Source organism: Limnoraphis robusta CS-951 (assembly GCF_000972705.2).
In genome coordinates this window covers 1-12,542 of the sequence record NZ_LATL02000228.1, presented here as the reverse complement: position 1 = coordinate 12,542, position 12,542 = coordinate 1, and the positions used below count along the sequence as shown (strand labels likewise).

At 42.2% G+C, this 12,542-nt stretch carries 11 protein-coding genes, 1 tRNA gene and 1 CRISPR repeat array; of the genes, 10 read left to right on the top strand and 2 right to left on the bottom strand.

All coding sequences use genetic code 11. The features are described from left to right. Positions 1 to 112: 112 nt before the first annotated feature. The 7 genes from cas5d to dnaB all read left to right on the top strand — a co-directional run bounded on the left by cas5d (position 113) and on the right by dnaB (position 8,732). Positions 113 to 883: a type I-D CRISPR-associated protein Cas5/Csc1 gene (cas5d, locus tag WN50_RS19350; RefSeq protein WP_046278929.1), complete on the top strand. Its 771-nt coding sequence runs from the start codon at positions 113 to 115 to the stop codon at positions 881 to 883. Continuing rightward, the gene (cas6, locus tag WN50_RS19345; RefSeq protein WP_046278930.1) at positions 864 to 1,709 is read left to right on the top strand and encodes a CRISPR-associated endoribonuclease Cas6; all 846 of its coding nucleotides are present in this window, start codon (positions 864 to 866) and stop codon (positions 1,707 to 1,709) included. Before cas5d ends, cas6 begins: the two co-directional genes overlap by 20 nt. Continuing rightward, positions 1,706 to 2,299: a CRISPR-associated protein Cas4 gene (gene cas4 / locus WN50_RS19340; protein WP_046278931.1), complete on the top strand. Its 594-nt coding sequence runs from the start codon at positions 1,706 to 1,708 to the stop codon at positions 2,297 to 2,299. Before cas6 ends, cas4 begins: the two co-directional genes overlap by 4 nt. 28 nt (positions 2,300 to 2,327) lie before the next feature. Beyond that, complete coding sequence (gene cas1d / locus WN50_RS19335; protein ID WP_046278936.1) at positions 2,328 to 3,305, top strand: type I-D CRISPR-associated endonuclease Cas1d; 978 nt, start codon at positions 2,328 to 2,330, stop codon at positions 3,303 to 3,305. After that, a complete protein-coding gene (gene cas2 / locus WN50_RS19330; RefSeq protein ID WP_046278932.1) occupies positions 3,302 to 3,595 on the top strand; it encodes a CRISPR-associated endonuclease Cas2 in 294 nt (97 codons plus the stop codon). Before cas1d ends, cas2 begins: the two co-directional genes overlap by 4 nt. Positions 3,596 to 3,802: 207 nt before the next feature. Beyond that, positions 3,803 to 6,679: a CRISPR direct-repeat array (repeat unit 37 nt; unit sequence CTTTCCAATTAATGAAACCCGTTCGCGGGATTGAAAC). A gap of 125 nt (positions 6,680 to 6,804) precedes the next feature. Beyond that, positions 6,805 to 7,263: a 50S ribosomal protein L9 gene (gene rplI / locus WN50_RS19325; protein ID WP_046278933.1), complete on the top strand. Its 459-nt coding sequence runs from the start codon at positions 6,805 to 6,807 to the stop codon at positions 7,261 to 7,263. A gap of 74 nt (positions 7,264 to 7,337) precedes the next feature. Further along, a complete protein-coding gene (dnaB, locus tag WN50_RS19320) occupies positions 7,338 to 8,732 on the top strand; it encodes a replicative DNA helicase (RefSeq protein WP_046278934.1) in 1,395 nt (464 codons plus the stop codon). A gap of 264 nt (positions 8,733 to 8,996) precedes the next feature. Here dnaB and WN50_RS19315 read toward each other — a convergent pair. Then, positions 8,997 to 9,069: transfer RNA gene (locus WN50_RS19315), tRNA-His, on the bottom strand. 164 nt (positions 9,070 to 9,233) lie between these two features. On the opposite strand from WN50_RS19315, the gene WN50_RS19310 reads away from it, so the two are divergent. After that, on the top strand, positions 9,234 to 10,274 hold the full coding sequence (locus WN50_RS19310) for a hypothetical protein (RefSeq protein WP_046278937.1): 1,041 nt from the start codon (positions 9,234 to 9,236) through the stop codon (positions 10,272 to 10,274). Between the two features lie 66 nt (positions 10,275 to 10,340). Here the strand turns inward: WN50_RS19310 and WN50_RS19305 are convergent, their stop codons facing one another. Then, positions 10,341 to 10,643: a hypothetical protein gene (locus WN50_RS19305; protein ID WP_046278935.1), complete on the bottom strand. Its 303-nt coding sequence runs from the start codon at positions 10,641 to 10,643 to the stop codon at positions 10,341 to 10,343. Between the two features lie 555 nt (positions 10,644 to 11,198). On the opposite strand from WN50_RS19305, the gene WN50_RS34745 reads away from it, so the two are divergent. Together WN50_RS34745 and WN50_RS19295 are read left to right on the top strand one after the other, a co-directional pair. Next, entirely contained in the window at positions 11,199 to 11,360 is a 162-nt protein-coding gene (locus tag WN50_RS34745) for a hypothetical protein (RefSeq protein WP_160315408.1), read from the top strand. 273 nt (positions 11,361 to 11,633) lie between these two features. Continuing rightward, positions 11,634 to 12,542: reverse transcriptase domain-containing protein (locus WN50_RS19295; RefSeq protein ID WP_049560385.1), on the top strand; the 909-nt coding region annotated here is incomplete at its 3' end.

The window sequence follows — 12,542 nt, the reverse complement described above, 5'->3', positions numbered from 1 at the left end:
ATAGAGAGGGGTTGGGGGAGAGGTTCTAAACAAATGTTTACCGACGAGCGAAACGGCCCTGCCTTAAAAACGGGGTTGGGAGAAATTCAACAAACCTAAAACCATTTTTCTAATGACACTCTATCACTGTCTATTAACACTTCACGATAACGTTTTTTTTGCCAGTCGTGAAATGGGAATTCTCTATGAAACTGAGAAATACTTGCATAATTGGGCGTTGAGTTTTGCACTGTTTACGCCTAAAATTATCCCTCAAGTTTACCGTTTACACGGAACAAACGCCCAAACTCCAAGCTATCTCAACAGGAATTTTGAGGCGAATTTACTTCATCTGAATCAAGCGAAAATCTATGTTTTTCCCGCTCAACCTTTGCATTGGTCTTATCAAATTAACACGTTTAAAGCGGCTCAAACGACCTATTATGGTCGCTCAAAACAGTTTGGAGATAAAGGTGCAGAACGCAATTATCCGATTAATTATGGACGTGCAAAAGAACTCGCTATCGGTAGCCAATACCGCACTTATATTATCGCTCCGCCTGAAGTTGAAGCAAAAATTCCTCGGTGGATACGGTTAGGAAAATGGGCGGCAAAAGTGAGGGTAGAATTTCTTGCTATCCCCGAAAATACCCTCCAAAAAAACAACGGAGAATATTCTTGTCTTCATCCCCTAAACCCGTTAGATTTGCCCTCAAATACTCAACTGATCCTCTATAATCGAATTGTTATGCCGCCATCTAGTTTGGTGAGTCAGGCAAGAATTAAAGGCGAATATTGGCAATCTGTGAAAGAATCTTGGACAAATTTTCGCCAACAGTATCCACAACTTCCCGAACAATTATCATTACCAATTGGAGCATTTTATGGAGCCAACACAGTCTAAAACCCTGCATTCTTGGGTAATAGAATTAGGAGCAGCCGATAATGGGATTATTCCTGCAACGCTGTCAAGAGCCATTCACGGTAAAGTGATGAATTGGTTGCAATTAAGCTCATCAGAAATCGCTGATAATATTCACAAAATGCAGTCATCACCTTTTAGTTTATCAGGATTAATTGGCAACCGACGCATCAAAGGAAATCAAGCAGGCGATCGCTTTTTAATTCGGATTAGCTTACTCGATGATACTCTCGTTCAACCCTTACTGAGTGGGATTGAAAAATGGGGAAATCAACCGATAATTTTGGGAAAATTTCCCTTTGTTTTTCGCCATCTTTATACCCTTCCAGGTACCCATCGGTTATCCGGTTCTACATCCTATGAAGTCTTGAGTCAAACCCCCGCTTTTGGTGAAAGTTTAACGCTAGATTTTCTCTCTCCAACCAGCTTTAAACAAACAGATGACATTCAAACCTTTCTATTACCCGAATTAGTCTTTGGGAGTTTAGAGCGACGTTGGAATCAATTTGCGCCGGAAAATTTACAATTTCCCTCACAAGAATGGCGAGGAAAAGTATCCGCCTATGAACTGAAAACCTACGCATTAAAAATGGAAGGAGGCGGAGAAATAGGCGCTCAAGGTTGGGTGAAATATCGTTTTAACAATTCCCAACAGATGAAAATTGCCATGATTTTAGCTCAATTTGCTTTCTTTTCCGGCGTGGGTCGAAAAACAGCAATGGGGATGGGACAGGCGCGTTTTCGCCCTAATTTAACCCCGGAAAAATCAACAAAAATCTTACCACATCAGGAGACAACAGACCAATGAACTCAGAAGACTATTTACCCCTGGCTTATTTGAACGCTTGGGAATATTGCCCTCGGCGATTTTATCTAGAATATCAACTCGGAGAAATGGCAGAAAATGAACATATTTTGATGGGTCAACATTTGCATCGCCATATTAACGAAGAAAGAGAATCTCAACGAGGAGAAACACGCATTTTTCAACAACAATGGGTCTGGAGTCATCGTTTAAAAGTTCATGGAATTATCGATGCTGTTGAAGAACGAGAGAATCAACTGATTCCTGTTGAATACAAAAAAGGTCGGATGGCGCATCATTTAAACGACCATTTTCAACTCTGTGCCGCAGCAATTTGTTTAGAAGAAATCACCCAAAACTCTATTGCTTTTGGGGAGATATTTTATCATAGCAACCGTCGCCGTCAAACCGTTGAATTTACTCCCCTATTACGTCAAGCAACAGAAGCGGCAATTTCTGCGGCTCTGACGGCAAATTCTCAACCGATGCCTGCTCCCATTTCCCACGATAAAAAATGCCGAGATTGTAGTTTACAAGGAATTTGTTTACCGAAAGAAATGCGTCGGCTTGCCACAGAATCTGTTGAACTTTAAACCTATTTATTCAATCGGAGGAACTCAAATGTCTGTTTTATACGTCACTCAACCGGATGCAATTCTCAACAAAAAATATGAGGCATTTATCGTCTCTCTCAAACAAGAAGATGGAACCTGGAGTAAACATTCAGTCGCCGCTCAAACCGTTGAACAGGTGGTTTTAATGGGAAATCCTCAAATTACCGGAGATGCCCTCAGTTATGCTTTAGAATTGGGAATGCCCGTGCATTATCTTTCTCAATATGGCAAATATATCGGTACAACTCTCCCCGGATATTCCCGTAATGGTCAGCTTCGTTTAGCGCAATATGCTACTCATTGTCACGAAGAAAAACGATTAGAATTAGTCAAAATAATCGTCGCCGGAAAGATACATAATCAATCTTCAGTTTTGTATCGTTACGGACAAAAAGATAACCCGTTGAAGTTGCGAAAAAAACAAGTTTGTGAGCAGAAAACCCTCGACCAAGTGCGAGGAATAGAAGGAATAGCCGCCCGTGAATATTTTGCTTGTTGGCTGAATATTTTGGACGAACCCTGGTCTTTTCAAGGTCGCCATCATCGCAGTCCATCCGACCCCATGAATGTTTTAATGAACTTTGCTTATGGTTTACTTCGCATTCAAGTCACTGCTGCCGTTCACATTGCGGGATTAGATCCTTATATTGGCTATTTGCATGAAACAACAAGGGGTCAACCTGCAATGGTTCTGGATTTAATAGAAGAATTTCGCCCATTGGTTGCTGATAGTTTTTTACTCTCTTTATTGAGTCACAAAGAACTAAAACTCTCCGATTTTAGCGAAAGTTTAGGGGCTTATCGTCTGAAAGATGCCGGACGAAAAATCTTTCTAGAAGCCTTTGAGCGCAAGCTAAATTCTGAGTTTAAACATCCCGTGTTTGGCTATCGTTGCACCTACCGTCGAGCCATAGAATTACAAGCCCGTTTACTCGCCCGTCACCTTCAAGAAAATGTTGTTTATAAACCCTTGAAAATCCGATGAATACATTATTTTATCTGGTGATTTATGACCTTGAGGACAACAAAGCCGCCAATAAACGCCGCAACCGCCTACATAAGTTGTTGATGGGCTACGGAAAGTGGACACAGTACAGCGTGTTTGAATGTTTCCTGACTGCGGTACAATTTGTGAAACTTCAGCAAAAAATCGAAGCGGTGATTAAACCTACTGAAGATTCTGTGCGGATTTATGTCTTGGATGCGGGGTCTGTGCGGCGTACTATTACCTATGGTTCGCAAAAGCCTAGACAGGAACAGACGATTGTTTTATAGTGTGTTTATGCGGATTTTTGACGGGTCGAAGCGCCCACGTTTTTCCCGGTACTCCCGTCAATTCGCCAGAACCTCGATAATTGAATAGTTTTAGCGTTTTTGTTCACCTCCGGTTGGGGTTGGCCACAGGCTGAAATCCATCAGTCGGATCTCTCCCGTCATTTTCGGGTGTTTTACCCTTTCTTAGTCGGGTTTTCAGGCCACAGTCTTTCCAATTAATGAAACCCGTTCGCGGGATTGAAACGAGATTGTCCGGTTCGAGTCCGGCGATCGCTCTGCGACTACTTTCCAATTAATGAAACCCGTTCGCGGGATTGAAACAGATGTTTCCCACCAAGCATTGTCTCTTTTCTCAACTTTCCAATTAATGAAACCCGTTCGCGGGATTGAAACCTTTCTTCTCTAATTCCCATTGAAATTTTTTCTGGCGCTTTCCAATTAATGAAACCCGTTCGCGGGATTGAAACGAGCAATGCTCCTAGTTTTATCTTGTTCAATCAAACTTTCCAATTAATGAAACCCGTTCGCGGGATTGAAACATCTCCCCATCCGTCTCCCCATCCCAAATCTCTATCTTTCCAATTAATGAAACCCGTTCGCGGGATTGAAACATCGCTTCCATTGGCATTAGAAAGATTAAGCTTGCTTTCCAATTAATGAAACCCGTTCGCGGGATTGAAACCGGAGATAAACTCTAATAAATTAAAGCTTGCCTACTTTCCAATTAATGAAACCCGTTCGCGGGATTGAAACAGTTACAAGAGTTTAGGGACGGCGATCTTATCCTAACTTTCCAATTAATGAAACCCGTTCGCGGGATTGAAACATACTTCTGTACCAGGTCTTTCGACCGTTGGATCGGTTTTTCTTTCCAATTAATGAAACCCGTTCGCGGGATTGAAACATAATATCTAATGCTTCTGACTTGGCAACCTCTAACTTTCCAATTAATGAAACCCGTTCGCGGGATTGAAACCAAATCTCTCTCAAAACTAAGCCAGCAACAATCAAGAAACTTTCCAATTAATGAAACCCGTTCGCGGGATTGAAACCATTCTAAGGCTTCTCTCTGTCGTTTTTTTTCGCCTTTCCAATTAATGAAACCCGTTCGCGGGATTGAAACTTTTAGCTTTTTACACGCGGCAACCTGTTTTTCTGACTTTCCAATTAATGAAACCCGTTCGCGGGATTGAAACGACTCAGTAACACAGAATCGCGATCTTTGAGTTTCCTTTCCAATTAATGAAACCCGTTCGCGGGATTGAAACTTGCAATTTCTTTCTCTAGTCCAGCAATTCTCATCTTTCCAATTAATGAAACCCGTTCGCGGGATTGAAACTGTTAACATTAATTTTGTAGTGAGTTAACACAAGCTCTTTCCAATTAATGAAACCCGTTCGCGGGATTGAAACTAATGATTTTCGCTTGATTCCGTTTGCCTAAAAAAGTCCTTTCCAATTAATGAAACCCGTTCGCGGGATTGAAACACCCATTGAAATATATATAACAAATACCATAATTGACCTTTCCAATTAATGAAACCCGTTCGCGGGATTGAAACCAGTATGTTTACACAGGCGGAGAGGTCACAGCGATCTTTCCAATTAATGAAACCCGTTCGCGGGATTGAAACCCTTGTCTTCCTGTTTGATGCGATCGCTTTCTCCGCCTTTCCAATTAATGAAACCCGTTCGCGGGATTGAAACGGCTCCGTCAATAGCTGCTAACTGTTCATTTTTTCTTTCCAATTAATGAAACCCGTTCGCGGGATTGAAACGGGAAACTAGCGATTCCTTCATCTGTCGTTGCACTTTCCAATTAATGAAACCCGTTCGCGGGATTGAAACTTGGGAATCTTGCTCACAATATATGGAGCTAAATCCTTTCCAATTAATGAAACCCGTTCGCGGGATTGAAACGCATCAGGAATGGGACTGGTAAGTTTGGCTCTTAAGGCTTTCCAATTAATGAAACCCGTTCGCGGGATTGAAACTGAAAACTGAATCGCTAGAATCCTTGCTGTGTGGACTTTCCAATTAATGAAACCCGTTCGCGGGATTGAAACGGGTCATACCTTGTGACTGTCAGCACTATAAGGAATCTTTCCAATTAATGAAACCCGTTCGCGGGATTGAAACTTGACATACAAATCAAAAAAAATATGGCTGACTACCTTTCCAATTAATGAAACCCGTTCGCGGGATTGAAACTATCCAGCTACTCCGCCAAAGGTAAACGTCCTTAACTTCTTTCCAATTAATGAAACCCGTTCGCGGGATTGAAACTCGGCTTCGATATCAGCCAGACGAGAGAACGTGGGACTTTCCAATTAATGAAACCCGTTCGCGGGATTGAAACAACGATAATTGTTAGTTACGCCTTGGATTAATTTCTTTCCAATTAATGAAACCCGTTCGCGGGATTGAAACATAGGGCAAAGGAATATATCTAGAATCCTATTAAGTGCTTTCCAATTAATGAAACCCGTTCGCGGGATTGAAACTCAAAATATTTATCACCATCTTGATAAACCTGACGGACTTTCCAATTAATGAAACCCGTTCGCGGGATTGAAACTGCTGTGGCTGTAATGGTAAAGTTGTCAGTACCGCTTTCCAATTAATGAAACCCGTTCGCGGGATTGAAACTATGCTTCTAGTTCTTTTTGCCAGCAATTTGTTTCCCTTTCCAATTAATGAAACCCGTTCGCGGGATTGAAACTGATCACTATCGTGCCATTCAACGCGATTACATTTCTTTCCAATTAATGAAACCCGTTCGCGGGATTGAAACGCTTGAACTACAGCCATTTTGCGACCATCCATTGCTTTCCAATTAATGAAACCCGTTCGCGGGATTGAAACTTTTTCTTTGCATATGCCATTCAACTTGATATTCCCCTTTCCAATTAATGAAACCCGTTCGCGGGATTGAAACTGCTGCGCTCATAACCAAAGCAACGATCTAGAGTGCTTTCCAATTAATGAAACCCGTTCGCGGGATTGAAACTGTAGAAAGCGCATTTTCTTAAAGAGAAATGAATTTGTCTTTCCAATTAATGAAACCCGTTCGCGGGATTGAAACGCCCGACCGTTAAAGTGAAGGCTTGATTTTCAAGTTGCTGTAAAATTTTCTCTGATGTATCTTGCGATCGCGTCGCTAATCTCGCTATCATAGAGTGTTTGGGTTAAAAGATTATAGGAAGTATCATGGCAAAGCGTGTTCAAGTCGTTCTCAGACAGGACATCAGCAAACTAGGGCAAAATGGAGATTTAGTGGAAGTGGCGCCTGGTTATGCTCGGAACTATCTTCTCCCGAGAAGTTTGGCAGTTCGAGCCACTCCAGGCATTCTCAAGCAGGTTGAACGTCGTCGGGAAGAAGAACGTCAGCGACAAATTGCACTCAAGCAAGAAGCGATCGCCCAAAAAACTGCATTAGAAACCATTGGTCGTTTTACCATCGCTAAACAGGTGGGTGAAAATGAAGCGATTTTTGGGACTGTAACCGATCGCGAACTTGCAGAAGCCATTCAAGCGATGACGAACCAAGAAGTTGATCGTCGGGGTATCACGTTACCCGATATCAATCATATTGGCTTTTATAAAGCACAAATCAAACTTCATCCAGAAGTCACGGCCGAAGTTGAAGTTCACGTTGTCTCTAACTAAGTTGAACGGTGATCAGGCGTTCTCGATGAACGTCTGAAACTGCTGATAACGGGTTGTTTTCTTCATCCCCCACTATGGCAAATCGATCTAACTTTCAACTTCCCAGCGATCGCCTACCGCCCCAAAATGTTGAAGCAGAAGAGGCTATTTTAGGGGGAATTCTCCTCGATCCTGAAGCGATTAGTCGTGTGGCTGAATTGTTAGATCCGAGTTGTTTTTCGATTAAAGCCCATCAAACGATTTATCGCACAACCCTGAATTTACATTTACAGGGAAAACCCACTGATTTAATGACCGTTACCACTTGGCTAGCCGATCACAATCACTTAGAAGAAGTGGGCGGACAAATGAAGCTAGCACAACTGGTAGATCGCACAGTTTCGGCGGTGAATATTGATCAATATGCGTTGTTGGTGATTGAAAAAGCCATGCGCCGCAATTTGATTCAAGCCGGACATGAAACCATTGATTTGGGTTATGATACAACGATTGATATCGAAGAGGTATTAGATCAAGCCGAACAAAAGATTTTTAATATTACTCAAGTTCGTCCGCAACAAAATTTGATTTCTATCGCAGAGACGCTGATTAATACGTTTCAGGATATCGAAGATCGTCACGAAGGCGTTGCACTTCCCGGTTTAAATTGCAATTTTTATGATTTAGACGCGATGACGGGCGGATTTCAACGCTCTGATTTAATTATTGTTGCAGGTCGTCCTTCGATGGGAAAAACCGCACTTTGCACAAATATTTCTTATAGTATTGCCAAAATTCATAAGCTGCCTGTCGCGATTTTTAGCTTGGAAATGTCGAAGGATCAGTTAGTTCAAAGACTGCTTTCTAGTGAGGCAAAAATTGAAAGTAATCGACTTCGATCAGGGCGGATTAGTCAGAGTGAATGGGAACCATTAACGGTGGCGATTGGAACCTTATCAGAATTGCCTGTTTTTATTGATGATACGCCTAATATTACGGTAACAGAAATGCGTTCAAAGGTGCGGCGTTTACAAGCGGAACAGGGCGGCGCACTGGGGTTAGTTTTAATTGATTATCTGCAATTAATGGAGGGGGGGAGTGAGAATCGAGTCCAAGAATTGTCTAGAATTACGCGATCGCTAAAAGGGTTAGCCAGGGAATTAAATGTTCCAGTTATTGCGCTTTCACAGTTGAGTCGCAGCGTTGAATCTCGTACCAATAAACGACCCATGATGTCCGATTTGAGGGAATCTGGATCGATCGAACAAGACGCCGATCTCGTGATTATGCTGTATCGAGATGATTATTATAACCCGGATTCACCCGATCGCGGAATTGCTGAAGTGATTATTACCAAACACCGCAACGGGCCGACAGGAACCATTAAATTACTCTTTGATCCTCAGTTTACCAAATTTCGTAACTTAGCCGGAGGCGAGCGCTATTTACCTTCCGGTCAATCTTCTCATAACCTACCGCCTGCTCATTAATATACAGTTAGATAACTTGAAACCCTTATTGTTATGCTCAAATGTTATAGCAGTTTTCAGTTCTGTGAGGTACAACACCGATTGGGTAGAAACCCGGTTTCTAGCAGAAACCGGGTTTCTGGTTCGTACCTCATACGAGCGCACACCGCTATAATAATTATCTAAAATAAGCAAATATCAAGCGAGAACTTACAAAGTTAAGCTGAATCTCAAGAGATCAAACCCAGACAAAAATTATGATCTAAAATCTCTTATTCGACAAAGGGCGAACGATGGGACTCGAACCCACGAATGGTGGAACCACAATCCACTGCCTTAACCACTTGGCTACGCCCGCCATACCAATTCTTAATGTAGCACAAGATTTCTAATTTGTGCAATCCTTTGAGAAAAAAATCGAAAAACAGGTTCAGCTAAAAGCGCAACCGACAGAGCTGAGTTGGTAGTGAGGTCGAATCGTGTAATAATGATCCGGCAATGATCCAACGCTGCGGAGTCGTGATGGCTGATATTCCCCAATCGCCCAATGAGTTAGCTGAAGTTCTACAAGAGCTAACCGATCTGAAGTTTGAACTCCCCGATCCTGAAGATGATGCAATTGCGGAACCGGACTTTGAACGACAGATCGATGTCGCTTGGAAAGTCTGCGATCGCTTTGATCTACAAACCGAAATTTGGCGGGGGCGGATTTTACGGGCGGTACGCGATCGCGAAAAACGGGGCGGTGAAGGGCGGGGAACGGGATTTCTCAATTGGCTCAAAGACCGAGAAATCAGCAAAAGTCAAGCCTATGCTTTAATTGAACTGGCAAACAGTGCAGATACTCTCCTGGCTCAAGGTCAGTTAAACCCCGACTCGATTAATAATTTTAGTAAACGAGCGTTTGTAGAGACGGCAAAATCTCCCCCACAAGTCCAACAAATGATCTCTGATGCGGCTTGCAATGGCGATCGCATTACGAAGCGTCAGGTGCGTCAGATGTCCGATGAATGGACTGCCATGAGTTCAGATCTGTTACCGGAAGAAGTGCGAGAAAAAGCCGCAGCCGGGGCGATGCCAACTCGTTATCTGGCGCCTCTGGTGCGGGAGATGGAAAAATTACCCGAGTCTCATATCACGGAAATTCGCCGGGAAATCACCGAAAATCCCGATGTTGATACGATTAAAAATCTGACTTCAGAAGCTAAAAATTTATCAAAATATCTCGATGCTGCCGCTCAAGTACAGGCGATCAACCAATCTTCTGTTGATGTGGAAATGGCGCTAGAAGAAGCATTACGAGTTGGTTGTTTGAACACTGCGGCAGATTTGGTTAAACAAGCCACTCAACTCGAACAAGCGATCGTTAAACTTCATAGTACCTGGAAGCGGGTGGGGAGTTTAGCCGATCGCCTCTATGTCGATACAGGTGCGAGTACGCCTCATTTGCGATCGCTGCTTTCTTGTCTAGAACAACTGGCAGGTCAAGTGTTAGAAATTCAAATTGGAGAAGGTCAAAAGGGGAGAATCCGTCTACAAATTTTAGCTGATAGTGATGATTAACTTTTCAATCCCCAATGAATTGGGAAGCCTACACTCTACCGCCAGGTCAGTGTAGGTAGTTCACTCTTAGCTCAACTTTTGATTCAAGGGTTGAGTCGAGGCGGGTTTCTCAAGGGTATAAACAATCTGATCCGATGAGCTAGAACGATCCGGGCTGAAGTAAATTTCTAGAGCTAACTTCAGGTAGGAAAGCGGAACAACCAGTCCCAAAAATAACAGTTTCAACAGGGAAACCATCCAAGGTTTTTCTGGCTTGAACTGAGAGGATTTAGGCTGATAGGGACGAAAGGTTAAAAAATATTTATCAATTGCGTTGAGTAAAATGATCGCCAAGATAACAACAATCAATAGTAAAAGTGCTATTTTCACTTGTTTTTTCTCCAGTTCTAGTGAGGAATAAATTAACGATCTATAATTCCAATCAAGCCTGTTTAAATTAAATTTCTGAAATCTTCTCCTTTCTCAGAGTAGTTAATTTTCATCAAGTCTGACAAGAGAGTTTTGTAAATGTTTAGTAAATTTTCGAGGGTAAGATTGTAAATATTCAGTAAAAATTCGAGTCAGAAGCCCTTCTAAACTTAGGATAAACCCTTAACTAAATTATAGCTAAGACCGATTCACCTCAGTTGCCGCTATCCTTAAAGTTGAGGCATTGTCTTCATCTGAATTTGGCGTGGAGACCCTCGCTTTTAGCGACGGGAGGAAACGCCTCTTCGATAGCGGTTCTCACAAGCTATATGCTAAGATGTGACACATGACAGAAAAAGCCTACCGCTACCGTTTTTACCGTGCGATTCGTTCCTATCAAAAGTCCAACAGACGTGGATAGGGCAAGGTGATAAACCTTGACAACTCAATAACCGTGATGGTGAAAGCCCATCCCTCCAGATGGTGGAGTGACAGCATAACCCCTTCCTGTGGAGAATGGTCATCAAAGTGGGAAAAGCGGGGTTAAACGGCAGTAATGATGAATCTGACATCAAATCCTGTCTAGCACCTAACTATGTGTACGAAAGGAACTTCCGTTATAAGTACCGTCACGGTAATCCAGCCTACGCAGATTATTGGCTGGCAACAAAATGTTAATAAGCTAAGGTACTGGAAAAAGGTAGAGTTTAACCAGAACCATCTACACAGCTTCGGTACAGAGGAAGACACTAAGGTTAGAAATACGATTATTGGGAACGAAGTAACCCCTACAAATCTCTTAGATGAGGTCGAAATCTAAGTAGTAACCAGCGTAAGATTTGTCTGGGAAGGATTGTGTAAGAAGCAAAAGCCTATCTGTAATAGATAAGGATAAGCTGACGTACACACTGTTCAATGGAATGAATAGTCTTAAGTAGCAACGAATAAGTTATGAACACGGTTGAAAAATCGATGTATGAATGGAAGGACATCAACTGGCGAAAAGCTGAAAGATGTGTCTTTAAATTGCAAAAAAGAATATTCAAAGCCAGTCAGCAAGGCAATGTCAGATTAGTCCACAAACTACAAAGGCTACTCCAAAAAAGCTGGCACGCCAAACTACTAGCCGTTCGACGGGTTAGCCAAGATAATCAAGGCAAGAAAACCGCAGGTATCGATGGTGTTAAATCCTTAACACCAAAACAAAGAATGGCACTTGCAAATAACCTAAAACTTGGCAACAAATCAAAACCAACCCGCCGAGTATGGATACCCAAATCCAACACGGACGAAAAGCGACCTCTAGGAATTCCAACCCTGTATGAACGTGCTTTACAAGCATTAGTAAAACTAGCGTTAGAACCAGAATGGGAAGCCAAGTTTGAACCTAACAGTTATGGTTTTAGACCAGCACGTTCAGCCCATGATGCCATCGGAGCAATATACACAAGCATCAACAAAAAGCCTAAATATGTGCTAGATGCTGACATATCCAAATGCTTCGATAAAATAAACCATCAAAAACTGTTGGCAAAACTCCAAACCTATCCCAAGCTAAGACAACAAATCAAAGCATGGTTAAAGAGCGGAGTAATGGATGGAAAAGACCTTTTTCCTACCCATGAAGGTACACCACAGGGAGGTGTAATTTCCCCGTTATTAGCAAACATAGCCTTACATGGTATGGAAGAAAGAGTTAAACAGTATGCAAGAACTCTGAAAGGAAATAAATCCAAAAATGAACAAACCTTAGCCCTAATCAGATATGCAGATGATTTTGTAGTCCTGCATGAAGATTTAAAGGTAGTTAAGGAATGCCAAGAAATAATTAATGAATGGTTGGCGGTAATGGGTTTAGAA